This window comes from Abyssisolibacter sp. ZYX002 (assembly GCF_056892235.1).
The window spans coordinates 368,341-393,660 of sequence record NZ_JARMXH010000004.1; the positions used below are offsets into that span (position 1 = coordinate 368,341).

A 25,320-nucleotide genomic window follows, 5' to 3' on the forward strand; every position below is an offset into this window, starting at 1 on the left:
TGCAAGTATAACATACTATTAAAAGCATGTAAATAAAGTGTATATATAAATAAGATATTAATCAATAAAACTCTAGCAGATAAGATCATATTTGCTAGAGTTATTGTGCCATAAGCTTTTATCATTTTACTTTTTTAAACAAGGTATATAATAATCAAGTACTAAAACCTTTTGACCATTATTTTTAGGTATATTGAACCTTATATCAGTATAAACTTCACATTCAAAGTAATTTTGCAGATCTAAAGTATACCCATTTTGCTTAATAGAATTAATTGTTAACTTACTAGCATTAGGCAATATATCATATTCTTCACCTTCAATCCATGCTCTTGCAATAGTGCAAGCAGGAACATTGTAAGAAACATATCCATCAGGAGTAGGAGTGCTAGCTTTCATAAAAAAACCCACAAGATAAGTAAATGTTCCATCCTTATCACAATAGTCTCTTTTGTACCCTTGGTAACCTTCAGGTGTTTCTGATGGGAAGTATTTTTCCATAGCTATAAGCTTGTCAAAGGTACCATCAGAGAAGCATCTTTTCCATAGAGATGGTATAGTTTCATGCTTTGATCCCCAAACAGGGTTAAAACTTTGATGCTTTGTTTTTATTTCCTTTCCGATAATTTTATAAGGTCCAAATTCTATGAATTCTATCTTTTTTAATGTTGCCATTTTATCATTCCTTCCGTGTTATAGAGTAATTGAATTTTGTTTGTTAATAGGTATCCAAAGTTCATTTTGAGGATTATGATCTGGAGGATAATAACATTCAATTGCTGGTAAATTAGCAAGAGAATATATTGACGTTGGAAGCCAGTCGGTGTACAATTTTTTCCAAGCGTTTGCTACTTCAGAAAGATTTGAGGCTTCAAATACTACCCAATGGCTTTCAGGAAAGTGCAATTTCTCCATATTTACAGGTGTATTTTTTTCATACAGAATGGCTAGGTAGTATGATAAATCCATATTCTTTCCCCAATCTCCACCTGATAAAATACCAAGTATACCATTTAATTTTTTTTCTTCATTTGTGTCTATTAAATCTAGTAATTTCTTTGAAAAGCCTTTGTGATGTATTTGATGCCAAAGTTTAGGTACTGTTGTAAATACTTCATCAGTTTTTACAGTATGCTTGAAACCCACTGCTGAAAACTCATTCATTTTTTCGATCCTGTAATTCATGTTTGTACCTCCTGTAATCGAGATAGAAAAAGACATTCGTGGATAAGCCTTCAAATTTACACCTGATTTACGTGCTAAAGTAGGAGCAATCCCATGAAGTTCGTTAAAAGCACGAGTAAAGGCTGAGTGAGATGTATAACCATATTTATATGCAATTTGAATAACACTACTATTGCTATGTTGTAAATCAAAAGCTGCAAGTGTTAAGCGTCGACGTCTTATGTATTCAGAAAGTGATATTTCTGTAATAAACGAAAACATACGTCGAAAATGGTAATTGGGGCAACAAGCAATTTTTGCAATCTCATTGTAATCAATATTACCAACAATATTATCTTCAATATAATTTATAACTTTATTCATTCTATCTAGCCAATCCACAGTTATCATTCCTTCCATTACAGTCTAACAAAGTAAATAATACTTTGCTTTGTAATTGGTGTACTAAAAATGCAAAGTAAAATATAATGTCATTAATTTAATGTATATATTAGTATATCAGACAGTGTTTAGTAGTCAAGATAGTATGTTAGCAAAAATTGTAGATAAGCATTTTTTATGTTATAATCATTAACAAAGTGAAGAAATATTGGTAACCAATATCTCTAATTGTAACAAGGAAGCTAAAGAAGTAATTATATTATTATTTTGCAATACATTGCTAACAGATTAAGAGTTGGATTAACTAATTAAAAGGAGATGTGTATATGAAAAAATACAATATAATAATAGTATCTATTTTACTAGTTGTATCAATCATTTTCTTCATCATAAATCCAGCGATATTTTTAATGGTTTCTACAAATATTAGTATAGGCTACATTTGCATGAAAACATTTAGTTTAATTTTCACTAGAAATCCTTACTTCCAATTTGTCGATATAATTCTCTTTACACAAAAACTAGAATAAAATTCTCCTTTATATGAGTACAAACATATTGAAGGGAGAGTTAATATATGAATAATAATTCAGCATTAAAAATAGGCTATTGGGCATCAATAATGGCTGTTATCGCATTTGTAACATATACTATTTGCTATGTTGCAATTTTAGCCTTAAACCCAATTTTCTTGTGGACAAACTTTGAAAACTATGTAAATACAGTTCTAACAACTAATCAAATATTTAAGCATATTGCAATGTGTTTCATGATTTTGTATGGAGTATGTTTTGTTATACAGCTATGTAGCATTGAAGAGCTTGTTAAACCAACAAAAAAGTATTATATAAAGATTGCTAAACTATTTGGACTTGGTTTTTTAATATTAATTAGTATAAATTATTTTGTTCAAATAAGTAGTGTTAGAATGTTAATAAATAATGGGCAAACAAATGGGCTTGAGCAATTTATTTTATCGAACCCAATTTCAGCTATCGCCGCTATTAATATGCTAGGATGGACACTTTTTTTTGGTATGTCATGCATTTTTGTATCTTTAGCATTTGATAAAGATAAAAGAAGTAAGATAGTAAAATATGCTTATCTTGCTAACGGTGTGATAATGCTTATAGGATTAGTTGGCTATTTGATTAATAGTGCCATTGTTGTTTTTTTCTGCATGAATATTGGGATGGGAGTTGCTATTCCTGTTGCTACAATACCTTTAAGTAAGCTATTTAGAGATAAACAACAAAATTATAATTAGATATATTGATATAAAACTAGACCGACATATTGTATTTTGTCGGTCTAGTTATTTTTAGTATAGGAACTATGGTAAAAATTTTATGTAAGTTTCTATTGACAATTTGGTCTACAAGTTGTAAACTATAGAAAGTGGTTTACAACTTGTAGACTGAAAGGAGATGTTGATAGTGAAAGAATATAGACTTACTGATACGGAGTCAAAATTTGCAGATATTATTTGGGATAGTGAGCCTATCAAATCAAAAGAATTAGTAAAGTTGTGTGAGAAAGAATTGAGCTGGAAAAAATCTACTACATATACCATGCTCAAACGTCTTGAGAAAAAAAGAGTTTTTGAAAATAAAAATGGTGTGGTAATAGCTCTCATAAAAAAAGATGACTTTCATGCCGAACAAAGCAAACAGTTTCTAGAAGAAACATTTGATGGTTCGCTTCCGAAGTTTTTAGCATCATTTACAAGAAGTAAAAGATTAAATAACAAGGAAATAGATGAGTTGCAAAGGTTGATCAATGAGCATAAGGAGGGATAGATATGGATCAATTGTTTTTACAGATTTTAGATATGAGTATTACAACAAGCTATGTTATTTTATTTGTTATTGTTGCACGATTTCTACTTAAAAAGACACCTAAAATTTTCTCATATGCCCTTTGGTTAGTAGTATTGTTCAGATTTTTATGTCCATTTTCATTTGAAAGCATATTTAGTCTAATACCTGCCAATACACAGACTGTCCCACAAAATATAATGTATTCTAATTCACCACAAGTTAACAGTGGTATTACAGTAATAAACCAAGTAGTAAAAAGCTCAACGTCTGCATCTGATGTTAGTGCCAAAATGAGTTCAACTCAATTTTGGTTTACATTAGCAGAATTAGTGTGGGTTTTAGGAGTAATTGTTTTATTAGTATATAGCATTTTTACAGCTATTAAATTATATCGTAAATTAAAATCAGCAAAATTTATTTCAGATAATATTTATGAAGTAGCGAGTATAAAAACACCTTTTGTATTTGGTATAATTAAACCTAAGATATATCTTCCTAATAATCTTAATGAACATGAAAGAGCTTATATTCTTAAACACGAACAAACACATATTAAAAGATATGATTACATTGTAAAACCTTTAGCATATTTTGCATTATGTATACACTGGTTTAATCCTCTTGCTTGGGTTGCATTTTTTCTTATGTGTGAAGACATGGAATTGTCTTGTGATGAAAGTGTTATAAAACAAATGGGTAGTGATATCAAAAAGGATTATACAACTTCGCTTTTATCGCTATCTACGGGCAGACGAAACATACTCACTTGTCCTCTTGCATTTGGTGAAAATAATACTAAAGGTAGAATTGTAAATGTATTGAACTATAAAAAACCTGCATTTTGGGTTACTGTAGTAGCTATAGTAGCTGTAGTAGTAGCTTGTGTCGGGCTAATGAGTGACCCTAAAAAAGAACAATTTACAGTAGATGATTATGCTAATCAGTTTGTTGAGAAGGAGATTAATGCTTTTAATGATAATAAGAAGTCAGATATCAGGGTAGCTGATAAGAAAATTACGAAACTCGAAAAAATGGCGTCGTTTGATACTCTATATTCATCACCATTAGAAATCTGGAGTCTTGAATATAGGTTGAAGCTTGAAGAAACAGATAAAGTTATGCTTCCTGGAGGTAGAAATATGGTTGATGGATGGATTACTGAAGACACTAGTAGAGGAAAGCCTATATTGGTATTTTCGCGTAAGAAATCACAGTTACAGTATTTAGGGTGCATCTGGAGTGGTGAAGGTGATTTTACTACTATAGCGCAGCAGGAAACTGCAGTTCGAATATTCCTTGAAAGCATAAAATTATTGCCACATGAGACCTACAAAGGCAATCATATTGTGATGAAATTTACTACATCTTCAGGAGAGACAGCTAAACTTCTTTTATCTCAACCTGCGAAGCAAGGAAAAGCAGGTATATGGTGTGTAGAGCGATGGAAGGATACCAATGGAAATGTATATTATGTAACACCTAAAACAGATAAAAAGACAATAGACTATTATAATGAAATGCAAAAACAATGTGATGATGGGAATAAAACTTCATTACTTGATCCATTGCAGGTAGCTACAAACTTTACAAAAAATGATAAAGGATTGAATATTGTGCCTAAATCATTTGATACTGTAAATCCAGCTATGATAGAGGATTTTGCAAAAACTCCAGAAAGTCATTTTGTTGGTTTTATATTAAACTTTAGCACTGACAAGCCATCATTTCATTTTGATCAAGTTGAGTGGTTAACTGACAAAGATACAGAGAGATTAAAGGAACTGAAGATATCTCCTGTGGATATGCCAAATGGGTATTATATACACAACCCTGTTACTTACCCAATGTATTGTGAAGTGAATAAGCAAACTAAATATAATATTGTTGATTGGAAAGGAAAAGGTGGGTATAAAACTGTTAATAAAGAGGAGTTTGACAAATATCTCAAGGAATATAAAAGTTCTAGACCACCATTTAGGATTGTCACACAAGATGGATATGTGCAAAGCATTACAGAACAGTTTTTACCATAAATCATGAAAGATTAATTTATACGCTAAATAACCCAATAGGGATTATTACATCATAAAGCTAGTATAATTAGCATAGGTACCGAATAAAATATACTGCGTATTTATAATTATAAAGATTGGCTTTTACCTGTTGTAAGAGTATATCATAATCAAACTTGACATAAAGAAATATGTTTGAAATTAAAACGTAGGAGGATGTTTTAATGACTTTTCAAGATTTGATTAAAGCTAGACAAAGTGTTAGAAAATTTTCAGATGAACCAATTAAAGAAGAAGATATCCTAAAATGTGTTGAAGCTGCCAGATTAGCACCATCAGCTACCAATTCACAGCCTTGGCGTTTTGTTCTTGTAGATGAACCAGATAAAATGAACAATATAGCTAAAGCAACATTTAATTCTGTTATTAGATTTAATAAATTTACACTTAGAGCAAAGGCGTTAATAGTGGTTGTTGCCAAGAAAGGAAACAGTTCTTCTAAAATTGGTCAGATGATAACAGGATTGCCTTATTATCTTTTGGATGTTGGTATGGCTGCGGAGCATTTTTGTTTACAAGCTGCTGAGTTAGGTATTGGAACATGTATGATTGGATGGTTTAATGAGAAGAAGATTAAAAAACATGTAACTTTAGAATCAAATGAACGAGTAGTATTAGTTATTGCATTAGGATATCCTAAAGATACAATTGTACACAAGAAAAAAAGAAAAACTATTGAGCAGATATATAGCAGAAATAAGTAATATAAGGAGAAAATGATTAATATAAGAAAAGAGAGCATATCAAATTTGCTCTCTTTTTAGCTACTATTTTTTCTTCCAATCGTAAACTTCAATACTACTAAACCTATAATAGTTATACCAAGCCTTATCCAGTTATTATAAGCATTTATTATCTGATAGCTAACTAAAGCTTCCAAAGCTATAGAGGGCATCTTTCCTACAAAAGTTGCGATAGTAAATGTTAAGCTATCTACATTGCTTATTGAACCAGCTAAAGTTACTAATCCCGATGGAAGAAAAGGAATCACTCTTCCTTCAAATATCAATAGACCTGCTTTTTTACCCTCGCTGTTAGCTAACCTATTGAGTAGTTTGTTTTTATCTGTTAGTTTATTAATTCTCTTTTTAAGACCTAGTCTATAAATAGTAAAAGTGATATAAGCACCAATAGTTTCACCTAAAAGAGATATAAAGAAACCTTTTATACTTCCAAAAAAAACTATATTAGCCCCTGTTACGAATACGGAAGGCAGTACTCCTACTAAAGCTATACCTATGTTAATAAGTAAACTTATAGGGATTGCTATAGAGCTATTATTCTGAAAAATTTCCACTAGGTCGTTTAAATTAAACATGATTTCTCCTTTATAATGTTTTTTATAAAATTATTATAACAAAAACCGACAAGTTTTGTTACAATTTTAGTACAAATATTGAAATTAGCAATAAAGTGGTTTACTATATAGACAATGAAAAAACAAATGTATAATTGGTGTGGATAGACAAAAAGAATAAATTGATTTGGAGTTTATAAATACGAGTATGAGAATAATACAAAAAATTTAGTTGAAGATCATTATATTGTATTAGAAGAGGAAGATGAAGAATTAGTCGGAAGATACTATGGAACCAGTGATGAATTTGATGAAGGTAGAGAAGGGTATTATCCTGGCTTTTTTGTTGTGGATTGAAGGCGTTAAAAGTAGATAATAAATCCATAAGCTTTATATTGAGTGTTAAAGCAGATCAAATATTTACTAATCCAGTTAAATTAGAATATAAAGCTAGTACAGATATTCCTAAAGATGAAAATCCACAATGGACTGTAACAAATCTTTTGGGTAAAAGACAATATTCTGGAACTATAGAAGATGGTCAAATAAAATTAAATATAGTTGATGGTAAAAGGATATTTAAAAGGATAAAGTAATTAAAAACATTGACAACTTTAACTAGTATAACCCCCAATAGAAACTGCTTCTATTGGGGGTATTTGTATCATGATACTAGATAATAATGGTCGTTATATCCACATCCCTACAGATGATTCAGTTTCTTCTTTGAAGCTATAACCCATTTTCTTATATAAGTTGTAAGCACGTATATTAGCACTCCATACTTCAAGTCTTGACTCATTTAATCCTAATGATTTAAAGTAATCTAGACCGGATTTTACTAAAAATTCTCCCAGATGCTTATTTCTGTATTTTTTAGAAATAAACATATCCTCTAACCAACCAATTTTCAAGCCAGAATCTTTATTATCTTCAACTATGAGCAAAATATTGCCTATCATTGTTTCGCCATCATAAATCGCTATGTTTTTGAATCCCTTTTGTTCTTTAAATTCAATGATTTGTTCTTTAGTATAAGGATGAGATCTGAATACCTTGCTATGTACATTTATAAATTTATTTATTTCTTCGTCGTTGTTCAAGCAATCTTCTTTTATTTCGTAGTCAAGGTTACTACTTTTATGAGGAGTAATTGTACTTAGGTCACAGCTTAGTATATGCATACCTTCATCGTGTTTAAAGCCATCAATTGATGAAAATAACACAAGCTTTTTTTCATCATTAGAAAAACAACAATTGTACACTTTCGATTTATAACTTGGATAATTTTTTCTTTTTGTCTTTGCTTTCTCTACCAAATTTTGAATAATGAATTTTTTTATTTTATTATCATTGTCTCCTACTTCAGCTTTAACATCAATGAAATAGTTAACTCTATCTATTTCATATATCTCAGAAGCTATGAATTCATAAATATATCCTTTACCTAATATGTTATCATCTTTGTTAATTGCGAGTATTTCATTCTCATTTTTACCAGTAACTATTTTCAAATTTGTCAACTCCTTTTAATGTGTTTAAAGAATTAATTTAGAACAAATAATATGAAGAATACTTAGCTAAAATAAATCTACCTAGAATCGTTTGATTGTTATTATAACACAAACAAATGCATAGACGCAAAACTTAATATATTTTGTTAAATAGTAGATACTAAAACTGGAATTAAATATGACCATATTCTATAAAGATTAAAAATGAGAAAATAGGGTGAAGTTGTATGTCACAAAGACAAGAAATGATTGCTTCTTTAAAAGAACATGTTATACCATTGTTAGAACAGCAGGGATTTAGTGGAGACTTTCCGCATTATAAGAGAAATTTAGGTAATCGAATAGAATTATTAGTGTTTTATACTTATAAATGTGGGGGAGCATTTAATATTGAAATATCTACAGTCTTTACTGATTGCGAAAAAGAATTAACTAATTATTATACTGAAGAATTTCAGTCTTTAGAAAATATTACAGTATATTCAACTATTAAAAGATATAGATTAAAAGGGATGTTTGATGGATGGTTTTATTATACAGATGTGTATAAATCAAAAAAACGTTATACGAGATTTAGAACATACTATCATTATGAATCAGTAGGAGAGAAAAAAAGTAAAAATTTTATACCTAGTAAGGATCAAATTCTAGTGCAAAAATCAGATTCCTATTTGTATACCAAAATTTCAAGTGAAGTTAATCGTCAGATGAAAAGTGCCTATAATTGGTGGAGTAAATATAGTACACCTAATAGAATGAAGAGAAATAAATGGTCATATATTTAGAGATAAGGGTAAATGTCTAGAACGCATAACTACGCTATCCAATTATTGATAAATTTGACAAAAATGTATACTGTTGATATAATAAATTAAATACAAATATACTTAATGCTATCAAATCAAACTGATAGCTAATTTTTTAAAACAATTCTTTAGTTAAATAACGCAATATCTAATTAATACAATAGCAAGTTATAAAACCACAAAAACAAAGTTGTTTATCCTATCTTTTTTTCATCACCATATTTTATACCCAAATAAATACATAGTACATTATTCTAACATTAGCAGTATGGATGAAGTAGTGAAAGCTACCAATAAAAAAATATAGGAGGTTTGTATAATGAAATTAACAAGAGTTAACAAACTAATTGTGGGACTAGCTTTATCGTTATGTATAGTGGCACAACCTGTTATAGCTTCATCATCACCACTATTGCAAAGTACTAAAAGTATTGACATAGGTATTGCCAAACTTGATTACAACAAACATGAAATACTAGCAAATCAAGGAGATACCATTGAAAATGTTGTACCAAAAGAGGGGTACAATAAAGACGGAAAGTTCATAGTTTTAGAGCATACTAAAAAATCATTAGGAACTTCTCCTATTGATATAACAATAGTTGATTCAATAAGAGATAGAACCTATCCAGGATCTATATTACTAGCGGATAAAGATTTTGTTAAAAATAGACCAACACCATTGATTGTGAGAAGACAGCCTATAGATATCAGTATTGATTTACCGGGTTTAAGTAGTGATAATACTATAACAGTTAACAATCCATCTTATGGTACAGTAACAGCAGCAGTAAATGACTTGGTTGATAATTGGAGTGAGAAAAATTCAGATACACATACTCTACCAGCTAGAACTCAATACAGTGAAACAATGGTTTATAGTAAGAATCAGTTGAAGATGGGGTTAAATGTGGATATAGAAGTTGCTGATCAAATATTAGGAATTGACTTTGGAGCAATAACTAAGGGTGAACAAAAATATATGGTAGCTTCATATAAACAAATTTTCTACACTGTTAGTGCTAAATTACCTTATTATCCATCAGATTTATTTGCTACAGATTTAGAATACGAAGATTTAGCTAGAAAAGGGGTAAGTGATGATTCACCACCAGTTATTGTATCAAATGTTGCATATGGAAGAACTATTTATGTCGTATTGCAGACAAGCTATAAGAGTGATAAAGTCGAAGCAGCATTTAAAGCATTAATTAAAGGACAAAAGATAGAGGCGAACACAGAATTTGAAAGAATAATAAACAATAGTTCATTTACCGTAGTAGTATTAGGAGGAGATTCTCAAGAACACCATAAATTAATAACAACAGATTTTGAAAAGATAAGAAAAATAATAAAAGACAATGCGACTTTTAGTTTGAAAAATCCAGGATATCCTATATCTTATACAAATACATTCTTAAAAGACAACTCTCTTGCAGTAGTTCATAACACCACAGATTATGTAGAAACTAAAGCAACAGAATATAGTAAAGGAAAAATAATACTAGATCATAGAGGTGCATATGTAGCAAGATTTATAGTATCTTGGGATGAAGTGGAGTACAATGATAAAGGAGAAGAGATATTGACTCATAAGACATGGGAGGGTAACGATAAAGACAAAACAGCTCATTACTCAACAGTTATCAATGTTCCAGCTAATACTAAGAATATTAAGATTCTAGCTAAAGAATGTACAGGACTTGCTTGGGAATGGTGGAGAATAGTCTTAGATGAAGTAGATGTACCATTATCAAATACTATAAAGGTAGCAATTTGGGGGACAACCTTACATCCAGCTTCAAAAATAGAATATAAATAGATATAAAGGAGCCAAGTTATCGTATAATAATGCGATAGCTTGGCTCCTTTTTCATTTTTATGTAATCTATTTGTGATAAAATAATAATAAATGTTTGTAGTGTTAATTTGTAGGGAGAAGATATGAAAATCTCAAATGATATAATAAAAACTAAACGACTTATTTTAAGATTACCAACTACAGATGATTATAAAGAACACTTTAAATTTCAATGTTCATTAGACAATTTTGAGTTTGTAGATATGAAAGAGCTACTACACGAGAAGGAGGCTAAAGATTATTTTAAGCGTATGGAATCAGGTGTTAATAATAACAAATGGCTTTTTTGGGTGATAGCAGGTAAATGTACAAATGAACCATTTGGGACTATCTCTGTTTGGAATATAAACCATAAAAAAGGAGAGTATGCGTATACATTGTATCCCAAAGCAAGAGGAAAAGGATATATGATAGAAGCATTACGTGCAATAAACAATTTTTGCTTTAATACTTTAGGGTTTGAGACTCTATATGCATGGACACACGAAAAAAATGAAGCATCTATTAAACTTTTAAAGAGAGCAGAGTTCTTATATGTTAAAACTGTAGTAGAAAAAGGGCATGCTGTAAAAATAGACTTTCCTTATGCAGTATTTAAGTTAGATAATCCAAAGTTTAATATTTTCTTTTCAAAATGATGAATGTTACTAGTATATAAGAGGAGTGTGAGTTGTTTTGTTTGATAAAAAGATTGAGTACATTATAGGAAGTAAGGAATTATTAGATGAAGTACAACCTTTATGGGAAGAACTTAATGAAGTACATATTGCAAAATCCATTGACTTTAGTGATTATTTTAGTAGTTTTAATTTTAGTATGAGAAAAAATAGTATATTAAATAGTGATAGGGATGTTTTTATTATACTAGCTAAAGATGCGGAAAATGATAAATTTATAGGATATATCATAGCATCTATTGATAACAAATTAGTAGGAGAAATTGATTCACTTTATGTAAAATCTGATTATAGAGGAAAAAAGATAGGCAAAGTATTAATGGAAAAAGCGTTAGAGTGGTTAAGTAAGAAAGACTCTCGTAGAATTAAAATAGGAGTAGCTGTTGGTAATGAAAGTGTTATTGGTATGTACAAAAAATATAATTTTTATCCTAAGGTTACTATCTTAGAGAAAAAGAATTAGAAGTCAAAAGTATAATTGGACTCAAATCGCAAAACTATTAGAAAAGTGAGACGATTTGAAGTCCTATTTTATTTATACAATAATTAAACTTATGCAAAATATTCTTGATAAAATTCTTGAAAATCACTCATATTAACTACTAAATATGGAAAATTTTGAAAAGAAACACCACTAATATTACTCTGCAAATAGTAAGAAATACTATTGTTTTTACTGACTCTTTTTATAAATTTTGCATTAATAAATCCACTTTCATTAACAATAGGGTTATTTTGTACAAAAGATGCTATGTTGTCCCAAGGGGCACAATATAGCATGATATTTTCATTACCAGATTCATCCTTTGTTCCTAAGTAATGTCCTATTAAATAGCCTTGGATATTTTTTTTATCACTATAAATTGCAGCAATAAAAAAATCGCTGTATGGATTTCCTTTTTCTACACAATAATTATCTTTATCAGTTCTAATTAATTTATCAAATTTTTGACGAGATGGTATAAATATTTTATGTCCTATAGAATCAATCATTTCATATCTTCCTAAATTTAATAATTGTTCTTGGGAATAACGAAGTACGACTTTTTGCTTACGTTCTTCTTCGTACTCATCACCTTTTTTGATAACAGCTCTTTCTATGGCAATAGGAATTAGTCTGTTTATGGTATCATTCGGTAATCCATTAAAATCATCTATAAAAAAGTCTTTGAGTTCATTTGGATTCCCTAACAAATTGAATAAACTATTGCTCATTTTATTAATAAGTCTATTTTCATAAGCTAGTATACGCATTTCTCTATACGAGTATTTATTTTTAGTAAAGCCTACAAGCGTTTCAAGATCATCTATGGAGTAATCTAAAAGATTAAACTGAAAAAATGGTTGAGTTATCATTCTTTCAGTTTGCTTAGAACTTGTGAAGAAATAATAATTAATACCATTTGTTAAAATACCATATTCCACACTATCGGACGCGTTGTAATATTTCTCCATTTGCTCTGTGTATTTTACAATGTTTTTATTGTAGCTTTTTGCTTCAATGAAAACGCAATTCTTATTGTTAATACTTATACAATAATCTACTTTTAAAGAATTTGGTGCATTTATTGGAGAAAATTCTGCCTTTACTTCATTTGGATTTTTAGTATTAAAACCTAGCACTTTAATAAATGGTAATATAAGAGTTTGTTTTGTTATTTCTTCATTTGTAAAACTGGATTTGTTTTTAATTGCAAAGCTTTGTAATTTTTCTATTTCTTTTTGTAGATTAATAACAGGGTTTATCATTATGTAGTATCCTCCTAGTGTAAACGTAAATTTAGTAATAAACTAAAGTTTATTGATAGTGTATATGAAAATTATAGCATAAATAATTAATGGTAAAAATGCTTATTTTGTTAAATAATTAGTCATATAGGTAAAAGTATTACAAAATTATTTATTAAAACATAGTTTTTTTATTAGAGCTAAATTGAGGGAGAAATTTTAAAAAAGAAATTTATGCATAACCCTTGACTTTTGTTCGACGAAACTATATGATAATTATGTCGGACAAAAGGAGGTGAATTATTGAGCGACAAAAAAATAGGTCGTCCAACTGAGAATCCGATGCCTGTACGTATTGGTTTTAGGATAGATAAATCAACGTTAAATAAATTGGACAAATATTGTGAAGCTAATAAATTATCACGTTCTACTGTGATAAGAAAAGCAATAATTCAGTTGGTTGACAATAAATAAAAGGAAGCGGTGCATGTCGGACAAACAAATTCACCACTTCCAAGTTCCACTATCACAAATAGCGGTAAATCTATTATACCCTGTTTGTGGCAGTATTGCAAGATACCATAAGGAGGACAATAATTATGTTAAACGAGTATAAGGAGTATTTTCAAGATTTATTTGTTGACATTCATGAGCATGTGCTAAGTGGTTTGCGTAATAATGATAATGAATATAAAGCTTTATTAGATAATAATATAAATGAAAGTGTAAAGGCACAAAAAATTCTTAGTCTTCTTAAAGATGAAGATAGAGAGTTCTTGTTAAAATATAGGGATAGCTCTACAAATATTGAATGGATAGAGAAAGAAAAACTTTATTTTCAAGGTTTTAAAGATTGCGCTAAGCTTTTAAATGAACTCGGAATAATATGAAAGTTTAATTATCAACCAAATGATGTTTAGTCAATCAACAATAAACATAGCAACCCAATAATTTTATTAATGGGTTGCTAATTTTATCACTTAATTATGATAGCGTAAATTAGTCAACTTTTTAAATATATCTAGCTATAGGTATATATTGTTTTGCGAACGCCAACTACATTTACATACTACAGGGTAATATTACTCTAGAATCATTAAATTATGTAGTTGTTTTATTATTGTAAATAGAATCATATTAAAGTTTCACTCATATATTATAATAAAATTTGTCTATTATGCAGTTTGATTAATTTAACAAATTTAATTTTATTTGAGGTGATATTTTGAATCAAAATAAAGAAAATAAAACAATATCTAATTCTTTAAACAAACCTAATTTTCTATTCATACTAATTGACCAAGAACGTTATCCTACGGTATACGAAACGGAAGAAATTAAACTTTGGCGCAAGTTAGAATTAAGAGCTCAAGAAATGCTAAAAGAAAATGGATTAGAATTTAATAACCACTATACTGGTAGTACTGCATGTTCACCTAGTAGAGGGACTATCTATACTGGGCAATATCCTTCGTTGCATGGTGTAAGTCAAACTACAGGGGCTGCTAAAGTAGATTTTGAACCTGATATGTTTTGGTTAGACCCAAATACTGTACCAACAATTGGTGATTACCTTAGAATAGGAGGTTATAGAACGTTTTGGAAAGGTAAATGGCATGCATCTCAATCTGATATACTGATACCTGATACACAAGATTCTTATTTAACATATAATGCTGAAACAGGTGTACCTATTCCTGAAAATGAAAGCATATATGTTAACTCAAATCGCTTAGGGCCATTTGGTTTTGATGGATGGATTGGACCTGAGCCTTTTGGAGGAAATCCTAGAAATTCAGGGTCATCGGCAGCTATAGGTCTTAGTGGAAGAGATATAGTTTATGCTGATGAAGTAATTGAGTTAATAAATCAATTGGATGAGAATAAATCTAATTTAGATAATGAATGTAAACCTTGGATGATAACATGTTCTTTTGTTAATCCACATGACATAGCTATATTTGGTGATATTACAAGAATAGACCCATTATATGATTTTAGAATAGACCCATCTGTTCCTGATATACCTAGAGCGCCAACAGCTAATGAATCACTACTTACTAAACCAATAGCGCAACGAAGTTACAGAGAAGTTTATCCAAAAGCACTTCAACCTTTAGAAGATACTTTATTTTATCGTAAGTTGTACTATTCTTTGCAACTAGCAGTGGATAGAGAGATGCAAAGAGTTATTGAAGCTCTCAAAAAATCTTCGTTTTATGAAGATACTATTATAATCTTTACTTCTGACCATGGAGAACTTTTAGGTGCTCACGGAGGACTTTATCAAAAATGGTACCAAGCTTATGAAGAATCTACTCATGTTCCTTTTATTGTACACAATCCAGCAATATTTAAAGAAAGTAAATCTACAGATATACTTACTAGTCATGTAGATATATTACCAACAATTTTGGGTCTTGCTGGATTAGATGAAATAGAAATTCAAAGTGTACTTAAAGAAAATCATACAGAAGTACATCCTTTAGTAGGTAAAGATTTAGCACCTTTTATAATAGAAGAAATCAAAAGTACAATATTAGATGAACCAATATATTTTATGACCGATGATGATTTTACCAAAGGGCTATTTCAAACTAGTTTTTTGGGTGTGCCATATTCTTCAGTGGTTCAACCTACTAGTGTCCAGACCATAGTTACAATGTTACCTACAGGTGAAAATAATACTTTAGAGAAATGGAAATATTCCATGTATTTTGATAATCCTCAATTTTGGAGTAATCCAGGTTGCGAAGACGTCGTAACCACTACAGAGAAACCTATTGAAATTAATGATACAATTAGTTGCTCGGCTTGTATTACTACAACTAAGACGACTCCAATATCTCCTGAAATAGAATTTTATAACCTCACAAAAGATCCTCTTGAAAAACATAATCTCGCTTTTACAGAATTTTCAACACCAGAAACAGAAGTTGTAAAAGTAGTCTTAGCTAAGGTGCTTGAAGAACAGTGTCAACTAAAGCGGTTATATCCTACTAGTGGAAATGTACCAGGGAAGCCATCGTGTCCAACTTGTTCCCCTGAGTACCTTGTGTAAAAGCTCTTATGCTCTAAACATCCAAACTATATTATTAGTGCATTTAAATAGAGGACTGACTTTTATGTGTTGGTGTTTATCAACAAACATAACAACCCTATAATTAAATTATAGGGTTGTTTAATTTTAGTATTTAATCATAATAGAGTAAATTAGTTTGTATTTCTTCTTTTTTACTTTTTTTACTTTGAAAATATAGTTTTTTACAATTTTAATATACCAAATCATGTTAGCTTTTTATGTTTTTTGATTAATTTAAATGCAAACTAATCTTAGAAAAGTGAAATAAATTAAGATTTGATTATATTGGTAACCTATAAAAAGAGAGATTTCATTCCTATTAAATACGTGTTCACGGCAGATTATGTTCCTTTTTTACATTGTATATTTTAATTGGATAGCAAGGCATAACCTTCCGGTTGTAAACGTTCTTAGGCAGGTGTACAATCAACTCAAGAAGTAGACTCAAAAATATCTAAAGAAGAGGAGGATTGTATATGAAGTTATCAAAAATGAACAAGTTAATAGTTGGACTAGCGTTATCAGTGTGTTTAAGTGTTCAACCAGCATTAGCCTCAAATGAAGCATTAACACAAAGTAAAACTAACAGTATTGACAAAGGTATAGCTAATCTTGATTACAATAAGTATGAGGTTCTAGCTAACCAAGGAGATGTTATTGAAAACGTTGTACCAAAAGAAGGTTACAAGGAAGATGGAAAGTTTATTGTGCTTGAGCATACTAAGAAATCTTTAGGAACTAACCCCGTAGATATTTCAGTAGTTGATTCAATTATGGATCGTACGTATCCAGGTGCACTTCTGTTAGCAGATGGCGATTTTGCTAAAAACAGACCAACAGCTTTAACTGCAAAAAGAAAGCCGATAGATATCAGTATTGATTTACCGGGCTTAGGAAAAAATAACACAATCACAGTAGACAATCCATCCTATGGTGGAGTTACAGCAGCTGTCAATGAATTAATTGATAAGTGGAGTAAAAAAGATTCAGAGACACATACTTTACCAGCAAGAACTCAATACAGCGAAACTATGGTATATAGTAAGAATCAATTAAAAATGGGTTTGAATGTAGATATTGATGTTGCTGACCAATTATTAGGTATTAATTTTGAAGCAATAACTAAAGGCGAGCAAAAGTATATGGTTGCTTCTTATAAGCAAATTTTTTATACTGTAAGTGCACAATTGCCAGATAATCCTTCAGATTTATTTGATGAAAGTGTTACATTTAAACACTTACAGGGTAAAGGAGTAAGTGATCAATCACCACCAGTAATGGTTTCAAATGTTGCATATGGAAGAACAGTTTATGTTGTATTAAAAACAAATTCTCAAAGCAATAAAGTTGAAGCAGCTTTTAAAGCTTTAATCAAAGGTCAAAAGATAGAGGCAAACTCCGAATATGAGAATATAATAAACGATAGTTCTTTCCAAGTTGTTGTATTAGGTGGAGATGCACAAGAGCATAATAAGCTTATAACAACAAATTTTGAAGAAATAAGACAGATAATAAAAGACAATGCAACATTTAGTTTGAAAAATCCAGGATACCCTATATCTTATACAAGCACTTTCATTAAAGATAATGCATTAGCAGCAGTTCACAACTCTACTGACTATGTTGAAACTACAGCTACAGAGTACAGCAAAGGAAGAATAGTTCTAGATCACAGTGGTGGTTATGTTGCTAGATTCAATGTATCTTGGGATGAAGTATCTTATGATGACCAAGGAAATGAAGTATTAACTCACAAGGTTTGGGATGGTAATGACCATGATAGAACAGCACACTATTCATCTATTATCAACTTACCTCCAAACACTAAAAATATCAATATTTTCGCAAAAGAATGTACAGGACTAGCTTGGGAATGGTGGAGAACCGTAGTTGATGAAAAAAATGTACCATTAGCAGGAGAAATAAAAGTAGCTATATGGGGAACAACTTTATTCCCAGCTTCATCTATAGAATTTAAATAAATTATAAATATATAGAGCCAAACAGATATATGACGTTTGGCTCTATTTTTATGCAAATTTTGAGTTTTCTTACCACAATATAGAAGGATATAACAGAAAAATATAGAACTATACATATATTATATATTACCTAATTATGGAGGTCATTCATGGGAAAAAATGAGCTATTGAGCAAGCAGATAAAAGATTTAAAAAACAGAGAATTATTTGAAGTAATAAATGCAAAACGAGATGAATATGTAGAGGAAGCTGTTGATATTGCAAAAGAAGAACTAAAAAAAAGAAATCTTCCTCTATATATAGAATCAGATAACTATATTAATTCTAAAGAAAAGCATAGTGAGCATATGATGTTTATGGAATTATTTTTACAAGTTTCATTTGAGGATGTATTTAAAGAACTTTGTAAAATTGACTACTCATTTAAACAACTTCAAAAACAGTATGAAATTGTTTTCGATAGTCTAATAAGTACTTTTGCTCTCAATGATGAAAAGATATATATTTCTTTAAAGGTAAAAGATAATCTATTCGATTCTAAAATTAAAGAATGGGAAATTTGTGGTATTGATATAGATACTAAAGAAGAATATTCTGTTGAATTATTAGAGTGGGAATACTGGATGTCGTCAATAATAAATATAAAAGAGGTTGATGTTATAGGTAGAAATCTTTTTGTAGCTCACTGTTTAAAGACGATGACCAAATACGGATTGTCTGCTGAAGAAATAAACAATGAATATAACAATTTGAAAGATACTCTTAATTGCGAGGAGGTTTTAGTTGAGAATGAAATAGAAGAAGCTGAAACTAAAAGTGAACATAAACCTTGGCTTAGATTTTGGGCAAGGTGTGCTGACTATATAATAGTCTCATCAATTTATATTATCATTACTAGAATTCTGGGTATAAGAAATATATTTGTAGATATAAAGCATATCAATTTTATGCCTATTACGCGACTAGTGTATGTTATAATAGAAATAATAATATTATCAACATTAGGCACTACACCTGCAAAGTATATTTGTAACATTAAGATTAATACTGGAAATGAGAAAAAAATTTCATTTAAAAATGCTTGTATAAGAAGCACACTAGTATATGTTGTAGGCTGTGGTATGTATATTGCTTTCATAGATTTAATTACGGGAGGTTTAGCATACAATAAACTTGAAGAAACAAACTCTACGTATTGGGATAATAAAGCTAAAACTACCATAACCTATGGTAAAATGAGTAATGTAAGAATTATAATCATGCTTATCATAACTGCGATACCATTAGTGTTATTATATACAAAATGATGATAGAAGGTTTAGGAGGAATCACATGGCAGATGAGAAGACGGCAGATTTACATATTCATTCGTTGTACTCAGATGGTACAAAATCTCCAAAAGAAATTTTAGATACAGCTATCCAAAATGGAGTAGGATTGCTTGCTATAGCTGATCATAATGTACTTGACGGCACAAGACAGCTAAAGGAATTATGCACAGAAAAAGGAGTTAAAAGTATTGTTGCTGTAGAGTTAGACTCGCTTGATAAAGGTATTGATATACATATACTAGGATATGGTGTTGATCTAAACAACAAGGAGTTTTGTGATTTTGTAAAGGAAAACCGTAGATTATTGGATGAAATAAGTATTAAGCTGATAAGAAAACTAGAGGAGTATTATGACAATATTACACTAGATGATTTTATGGAATATGACTATGATAGTAGAAAAGGTGGATGGAAGGCATTACATTATTTTATGGATAAAGGATTGACAGATAGCTTAGTGGATGGTTTTGTACTGTATACTGATTATGGATGCTTTTATGATTCGGTAGAGTTTCATTCAGTTAAAGAAGTTTGCGAGTTTATACATAAAGCAGGAGGCAAAGCTGTGTTAGCACATCCAGGAGTTCGTATTATAGAAACAGATATGAGTATCTTTAAAAAAGAACTACTAAGACTTGTATCACTAGGATTAGATGGTATAGAGTGTTACTATCCTAAGCATACAGAGGCTGTGACTAACGCATGTCTAGAGACATGTGTTCAAAACAACTTGATTATCACAGCTGGCTCAGATTTTCACGGAAGTTTTGGAAATACAGATATAGGGCAAATGAGTATACCTATAAACAAACTAAACTTAGAGGGAATCAATATAGATTAGATATGTAAAGGAGTGAAAATGATGAATAAATCAAAATTATTTTTGGTTATTGGGAGTTTAATGGTTATAGTGATGATTGTATTTGTTGGATATGCCTTTAGGCACCCAGAGATGTCATTTGGGATAGGTATTGAAGCTACATATACAATTTATACAATATATATTTTAATCATGATAGTGATGTTTGTATTATCAGCAAAGTTGAAAAATAAATAGAAAATTACCAAAAAGATTGTATGTTTTTAAAACATTACAATCTTTTTTATTTTCCTTATAAAATCCTTAAAATTATCTATTATTATGGTATTAAAGAAGGAGATGATTGATATGGAAGATTATATTTTGCAAACAAAAAAATTATGTAAACAGTTCAAAAAACAAAGCGTTGTGAATAATGTTAATATCTCAATAAAGAGAAATACAATCTATGGATTACTTGGACCAAATGGGGCTGGAAAATCTACTACATTAAAAATGTTAACTGGGTTATTAAAGCCTACAACTGGTAAAGTGTTATTTGATGGTCATGATTGGAGCAGAAAAGATTTGAATAATATAGGAGTGCTTATAGAATCGCCACCTCTCTATGAAAACTTGACAGCAAGGGAAAATTTGAAAGTTAGAACAATGCTATTAGGAATTAATGAAAAACGTATAGATGAGGTATTAGAAATAGTTGATTTGAAAGATACAGGCAAAAAAAGAGCTGGTCAGTTCTCAATGGGCATGAAGCAAAGGTTAGGAATAGCTATTGCTTTGATAAATCATCCCAAGCTATTAATATTAGACGAACCAGCTAATGGACTAGATCCAATAGGAATTAACGATTTACGAAAACTTATAAGAAGGTTACCGAGCAAAGGAATCACAGTGATTATTTCGAGCCATATTTTAAGTGAGATAGAGCAAACAGCAGATTATATTGGTATTATAGATGGTGGTATATTAAAATATGAATCAAAAATTAATAATGATGAAAATCTAGAGAGTTTATTTATGAATCTCGTTAAGAGAGAAAGATAGGGTGATAATGTGAAAAACTATATAAAAGCAGAAAACTTAAAATTGAAAAGGACGTTTATAAGAAAATTGATTATGATTATGCCGATACTTAGCATTTTGGTTGGCGCACTATCACCACCTTGGTTTGAAGTAAACAGTTTGAATTGGTGGTATGTAATGGTACTTTCGGGATATATCGCACTCATATGTTTTTTAGTTCATCAGAAAGAACAAAAAAAGCAGAAATATATTGGTGTTATGAGTTTGCCTGTTGATTTGAAAAAGATATGGATATCTAAGATTTTAGTAATTGGTAAATTTCTTTTTATATCTTCCATATTACTTGCAATAAGCGTCTTTGTAGGTAAAATAGTTTTTATAGATGATATAAAAGAACCTATACATAATATAAATATAATAGTTGGGTTAATAGTTATCGTTATAACTTCTCTTTGGCAGATTCCTTTATGTATGTATCTATCAAAAAGAACAGGGTTGTTCACAACAGTGGTGATAAATAGTGGAGTGGGAATAGTACTTAATATAATCATGGTAAGTGGTAGCTTTTGGTGGATATGTCCATATAGCTGGACTACGAGGTTAATGTGCCCGATATTAGGTATATTACCTAATGGAACATTGGCTGAAAAAGGAGATATGTTATTAGGGGATAACGTTATAGTATATGGATTGATTTTATCAATAATGTTATTTGCTTTGCTAGTTTTTATAACATCAAATTGGTTTAGTAAACAGGAGGTGAAGTGATGATTAAGCTATATAGATTCATAAAAGCTGATTATTATAAGTTAAAGAGGACTCAGATGTTTTGGATACATATATTGATTCCAATTATTGGAGCTAGTGTATTTGTAGGATATTATTCAGTTTCAAATTGGGCTACAACAATCAAAATCAGTGCATATTTTCAGACACTTGCCGTTTCTTTACCTTTACTAATATCATTATTATGTAGTATGATTATATCGTTAGAAGAACAAGCGGGTAATTTTCAAGAACTACTTATTGGTTCAAGATTTAAACCACTAGCATTAATTAGTAAACTAATAGTTTTGATTACAGGTAGCCTTATATCTATTACCATAGCATTGTCAACTTTTGCATTTTTGTTTTCAAACGTACTAAAAGAAACAAATTTACCTTTTAGCTGTTATATAAATGTAGCAATAGGGCTAATAGTGGGCAATATTTTCTTGTATATTTTGCATACGTATTTGAGCCTAAGATTTACGAAAGGTTTATCTATAGGAGTAGGGATATTAGGAAGTCTAGTATCTGCGATAATGGTGACTGGTATAGGTGATAAGTTATGGAATGTAGTCCCTTGGGCATGGGGCGTAAGACTTTGTGATTATTCAGTTTTAAGGTGTATTAATATGGATGTATATGAATTATTAAAGGAAAGTTTTAAAAGAGGACTTATTAACATATCTGCTATAACTACAATCTCATTAGTAGTTATAGTACTATGGTTTTCAAAATGGGAAGGAAGTAGATTTTACGAATAGTAGATAATAGATGAATTGGAGGGGATAATATGGCTAAAATACTTGTTGTTGATGATGAGCCTGATATTCTAATACTCATAAAAAATATCCTGTCTAAAGACAATCATCTTGTAGTAACTAAAAATAATGCCAAATCAATGTCAAGCAGTGATTTCATAGGATATGATTTAATATTGTTAGATGTTATGATGCCAGATATTGATGGTTTCAAAGTATGCAAGAAAATTAGAGATATAGTAGATTGTCCTATTATTTTTATTACTGCTAAGACACTTGAAAGTGATATAGTGTTAGGACTTGGTATAGGGGCAGATGATTATATAACAAAGCCATTTGGAATGAGTGAAATTAGAGCAAGGATAAGTTCACATATCCGTAGAGAAAAACGAGAGAAGCATAGTTTTTTTATAGTGTCAGATGTTAAATTTAATTTACTAGGCAAAGAAATAATAGTAGGAAATGATAAGATACTATTTACAAAAAGTGAGTATGCTATTTGTGAATATTTGGCTAGGAATAAGGGGCAGACATTTTCAAGAGAACAAATTTATGAAGCAGTTTTTGGATATGATGGGCAGAGCAATAACTCTGCTATAGCAGAGCATATAAAAAATATTAGGGCTAAATTTTCTAACTACAGTATGAATCCTATACAAACAGTTTGGGGGATAGGCTATAAATGGAAATAAATAAGATAAACAGAAAAACCACTTTAAAAGCAGTCTTTATAAAGTATTTGGCTACATTAATAATTGTATTTGCTATTATAGCTTCTATTATTATGCTTTTAGTTAGCATAGGTTTAAAATATGAATTTTTAATTCCTGCAAACCATGTAGAAAATATAATAAAACAAATGAAGCCTGTATTAATTAATGCAAAAGAAATAACAGAAGAGATGATACCACAGGGATGTAGATATACTATATTGGACAAAGAGTTAAACATCAAAAAGACTAATATGAACGAAGAAAATTTAAAACAATCCATCCTATTTGCAAAAAACAAATTAGATAAATATTCAGGGTCATCTAAAAGATATTACTTAATAGAAAACGGTGATGAAATATGTGTATTGCAATATTATGTACAACTCAATTATAACTCTGAGTGGCTAAACGAGCATTTTCCTAAGCCAGAGATTTTATTAATCATAAGTTTTGGGGTGGTGTGTTTAATAGCAGTAATATTTATTACACTTATATTTGCTAAAAATTTAAAAGTAAGCTTAGAACCTTTATTAGTTGCGACAAAAAAAATAAAGGAGCAAGACTTAAATTTTGATACGGGAAGCTCAAAGATTGAAGAGTTCGATAATATACTTATCTCGCTATCAGATATGAAAACAGAACTAAAGAAATCATTAGAAAATCAATGGAACTTTGAGCAATCAAAGAGAGAGCAGATATCTGCACTAGCTCATGACTTAAAAACTCCACTAACCGTCGCTAAAGGTAATGCAGAGCTATTAAAAGAAACAAAACTGGATAACGAACAAAAAGAATATATGGATTATATTTTAAAAAAGATTCAACAAATAGAGCAGTATATTATATTGTTAAACAGATTATCGAATATTGATTTAGGTATTTCATTTTCTTTAAACAATATAAATACAGAAGAATTTATTAAAGATATAACAAAAGAACTTATTGTATTGGCTACTCCAAAAGATATAGAAGTTGTACACAAGAATGAGAATTTACCACAATTACTAACCATAGATAAAGATTTATTTTATCGTTGTTTGATGAATATTGTTTCAAATGCAGTAAATTATACGCCTGTAGGAGGGAAAATAATATTTAAAGCTGTTGGAGAAGAAGATTGTTTAAAGTTTATAATTATAGATAGTGGAAAGGGTTTTACCAGAGAAGATATAAAATTTGCTAAGAAACAATTTTATATGTCTGATTTGAGCAGAAGCTCATCACAGCACTATGGTTTAGGGCTGTATATAGCAGACTCTATAGTAAAGAAACATAACGGTAAACTCATAATAGAGAATTCAAAAGGTCATGGTGGGAAAGTGGTAATAACTATACCTATAGTATAGTAAAGAGAGTGGTTTATGTATAAGACCACTCAGACTGTAGAAAAAAGCCCAATTTCTGCGTTGTATTCAAATTTCCGTTGCTCACTTACCTCTAAGTAAGCTCTGCTACTCAATTTTAACACGCCCCCGAATTGAACTTTTACTAAAGTCTGTTAG

Annotated in this window: 26 protein-coding genes; 21 read left to right on the forward strand and 5 right to left on the reverse strand. The window is 29.9% G+C overall.

Features of this window, described 5'->3' with window-relative positions:
• Positions 1-126 precede the first annotated feature (126 nt).
• Positions 127-675 carry a GyrI-like domain-containing protein gene (locus P3X86_RS14215; protein ID WP_483293367.1) on the reverse strand — a complete coding sequence of 183 codons (549 nt, stop codon included), beginning with the start codon at positions 673-675 and terminating at the stop codon, positions 127-129.
• Between the two features lie 18 nt (positions 676-693).
• Positions 694-1,575 carry an AraC family transcriptional regulator gene (locus tag P3X86_RS14220; RefSeq protein WP_483293368.1) on the reverse strand — a complete coding sequence of 294 codons (882 nt, stop codon included), beginning with the start codon at positions 1,573-1,575 and terminating at the stop codon, positions 694-696.
• 568 nt (positions 1,576-2,143) lie between these two features.
• On the opposite strand from P3X86_RS14220, the gene P3X86_RS14225 reads away from it, so the two are divergent.
• The 4 genes from P3X86_RS14225 to P3X86_RS14240 all read left to right on the forward strand — a co-directional run bounded on the left by P3X86_RS14225 (position 2,144) and on the right by P3X86_RS14240 (position 6,162).
• Complete coding sequence (locus P3X86_RS14225) at positions 2,144-2,833, forward strand: hypothetical protein (RefSeq protein ID WP_483293369.1); 690 nt, start codon at positions 2,144-2,146, stop codon at positions 2,831-2,833.
• Between the two features lie 169 nt (positions 2,834-3,002).
• Positions 3,003-3,365: a BlaI/MecI/CopY family transcriptional regulator gene (locus tag P3X86_RS14230; RefSeq protein ID WP_483293370.1), complete on the forward strand. Its 363-nt coding sequence runs from the start codon at positions 3,003-3,005 to the stop codon at positions 3,363-3,365.
• Between the two features lie 2 nt (positions 3,366-3,367).
• Positions 3,368-5,419, forward strand: coding sequence for a M56 family metallopeptidase (locus tag P3X86_RS14235; protein WP_483293371.1), 2,052 nt, complete (start codon positions 3,368-3,370; stop codon positions 5,417-5,419).
• Between the two features lie 203 nt (positions 5,420-5,622).
• The gene (locus P3X86_RS14240; protein WP_483293372.1) at positions 5,623-6,162 is read left to right on the forward strand and encodes a nitroreductase family protein; all 540 of its coding nucleotides are present in this window, start codon (positions 5,623-5,625) and stop codon (positions 6,160-6,162) included.
• Between the two features lie 56 nt (positions 6,163-6,218).
• Here P3X86_RS14240 and P3X86_RS14245 read toward each other — a convergent pair whose 3' ends face one another.
• The gene (locus P3X86_RS14245; RefSeq protein ID WP_483293373.1) at positions 6,219-6,776 is read right to left on the reverse strand and encodes a TVP38/TMEM64 family protein; all 558 of its coding nucleotides are present in this window, start codon (positions 6,774-6,776) and stop codon (positions 6,219-6,221) included.
• A gap of 332 nt (positions 6,777-7,108) precedes the next feature.
• On the opposite strand from P3X86_RS14245, the gene P3X86_RS14250 reads away from it, so the two are divergent.
• Positions 7,109-7,351, forward strand: a complete 243-nt coding sequence (locus P3X86_RS14250; protein WP_483293374.1) for a hypothetical protein — start codon at positions 7,109-7,111, stop codon at positions 7,349-7,351.
• A gap of 93 nt (positions 7,352-7,444) precedes the next feature.
• Here P3X86_RS14250 and P3X86_RS14255 read toward each other — a convergent pair whose 3' ends face one another.
• Positions 7,445-8,269, reverse strand: a complete 825-nt coding sequence (locus P3X86_RS14255) for a GNAT family N-acetyltransferase (RefSeq protein ID WP_483293375.1) — start codon at positions 8,267-8,269, stop codon at positions 7,445-7,447.
• 227 nt (positions 8,270-8,496) lie between these two features.
• On the opposite strand from P3X86_RS14255, the gene P3X86_RS14260 reads away from it, so the two are divergent.
• The 4 genes from P3X86_RS14260 (at position 8,497) to P3X86_RS14275 (ending at position 12,076) form a co-directional block, all read left to right on the forward strand.
• The gene (locus P3X86_RS14260) at positions 8,497-9,054 is read left to right on the forward strand and encodes a hypothetical protein (protein ID WP_483293376.1); all 558 of its coding nucleotides are present in this window, start codon (positions 8,497-8,499) and stop codon (positions 9,052-9,054) included.
• 340 nt (positions 9,055-9,394) lie between these two features.
• Positions 9,395-10,897 carry a thiol-activated cytolysin family protein gene (locus P3X86_RS14265; protein WP_483293377.1) on the forward strand — a complete coding sequence of 501 codons (1,503 nt, stop codon included), beginning with the start codon at positions 9,395-9,397 and terminating at the stop codon, positions 10,895-10,897.
• Positions 10,898-11,019: 122 nt separating this feature from the next.
• Positions 11,020-11,574 carry a GNAT family N-acetyltransferase gene (locus P3X86_RS14270; RefSeq protein ID WP_483293378.1) on the forward strand — a complete coding sequence of 185 codons (555 nt, stop codon included), beginning with the start codon at positions 11,020-11,022 and terminating at the stop codon, positions 11,572-11,574.
• A 37-nt stretch (positions 11,575-11,611) separates the two neighbouring features.
• Complete coding sequence (locus P3X86_RS14275; protein WP_483293379.1) at positions 11,612-12,076, forward strand: GNAT family N-acetyltransferase; 465 nt, start codon at positions 11,612-11,614, stop codon at positions 12,074-12,076.
• 89 nt (positions 12,077-12,165) lie between these two features.
• Here the strand turns inward: P3X86_RS14275 and P3X86_RS14280 are convergent, their stop codons facing one another.
• On the reverse strand, positions 12,166-13,362 hold the full coding sequence (locus tag P3X86_RS14280; RefSeq protein WP_483293380.1) for a type I restriction endonuclease: 1,197 nt from the start codon (positions 13,360-13,362) through the stop codon (positions 12,166-12,168).
• Positions 13,363-13,644: 282 nt separating this feature from the next.
• Between P3X86_RS14280 and P3X86_RS14285 the strand changes: the two genes are divergently transcribed.
• From P3X86_RS14285 to P3X86_RS14340, 12 genes are all read left to right on the forward strand, one after another.
• Positions 13,645-13,815: a ribbon-helix-helix domain-containing protein gene (locus P3X86_RS14285; protein ID WP_483293381.1), complete on the forward strand. Its 171-nt coding sequence runs from the start codon at positions 13,645-13,647 to the stop codon at positions 13,813-13,815.
• A 125-nt stretch (positions 13,816-13,940) separates the two neighbouring features.
• Positions 13,941-14,231, forward strand: a complete 291-nt coding sequence (locus P3X86_RS14290) for a hypothetical protein (protein ID WP_483293382.1) — start codon at positions 13,941-13,943, stop codon at positions 14,229-14,231.
• 335 nt (positions 14,232-14,566) lie between these two features.
• Positions 14,567-16,402, forward strand: a complete 1,836-nt coding sequence (locus tag P3X86_RS14295) for a sulfatase family protein (RefSeq protein WP_483293383.1) — start codon at positions 14,567-14,569, stop codon at positions 16,400-16,402.
• A 497-nt stretch (positions 16,403-16,899) separates the two neighbouring features.
• On the forward strand, positions 16,900-18,405 hold the full coding sequence (locus P3X86_RS14300) for a thiol-activated cytolysin family protein (protein ID WP_483293384.1): 1,506 nt from the start codon (positions 16,900-16,902) through the stop codon (positions 18,403-18,405).
• Positions 18,406-18,554: 149 nt separating this feature from the next.
• Positions 18,555-19,712 (forward strand): DUF6557 family protein, encoded by a 1,158-nt coding sequence (locus P3X86_RS14305; protein WP_483293385.1) that lies wholly within the window; start codon positions 18,555-18,557, stop codon positions 19,710-19,712.
• Between the two features lie 25 nt (positions 19,713-19,737).
• Entirely contained in the window at positions 19,738-20,577 is an 840-nt protein-coding gene (locus P3X86_RS14310; RefSeq protein ID WP_483293386.1) for a PHP domain-containing protein, read from the forward strand.
• Positions 20,578-20,598: 21 nt separating this feature from the next.
• Positions 20,599-20,793, forward strand: a complete 195-nt coding sequence (locus tag P3X86_RS14315; RefSeq protein ID WP_483293387.1) for a hypothetical protein — start codon at positions 20,599-20,601, stop codon at positions 20,791-20,793.
• A 111-nt stretch (positions 20,794-20,904) separates the two neighbouring features.
• A complete protein-coding gene (locus tag P3X86_RS14320; protein ID WP_483293388.1) occupies positions 20,905-21,600 on the forward strand; it encodes a lantibiotic protection ABC transporter ATP-binding protein in 696 nt (231 codons plus the stop codon).
• 9 nt (positions 21,601-21,609) lie between these two features.
• Positions 21,610-22,347 (forward strand): lantibiotic immunity ABC transporter MutE/EpiE family permease subunit, encoded by a 738-nt coding sequence (locus P3X86_RS14325; protein WP_483293389.1) that lies wholly within the window; start codon positions 21,610-21,612, stop codon positions 22,345-22,347.
• On the forward strand, positions 22,347-23,108 hold the full coding sequence (locus P3X86_RS14330) for a lantibiotic immunity ABC transporter MutG family permease subunit (RefSeq protein ID WP_483293390.1): 762 nt from the start codon (positions 22,347-22,349) through the stop codon (positions 23,106-23,108). Before P3X86_RS14325 ends, P3X86_RS14330 begins: the two co-directional genes overlap by 1 nt.
• 29 nt (positions 23,109-23,137) lie before the next feature.
• Positions 23,138-23,797 carry a response regulator transcription factor gene (locus P3X86_RS14335; protein ID WP_483293391.1) on the forward strand — a complete coding sequence of 220 codons (660 nt, stop codon included), beginning with the start codon at positions 23,138-23,140 and terminating at the stop codon, positions 23,795-23,797.
• A complete protein-coding gene (locus P3X86_RS14340; RefSeq protein WP_483293392.1) occupies positions 23,788-25,164 on the forward strand; it encodes a sensor histidine kinase in 1,377 nt (458 codons plus the stop codon). The genes P3X86_RS14335 and P3X86_RS14340 overlap by 10 nt, the downstream gene beginning before the upstream one ends.
• Positions 25,165-25,320: the final 156 nt, after the last annotated feature.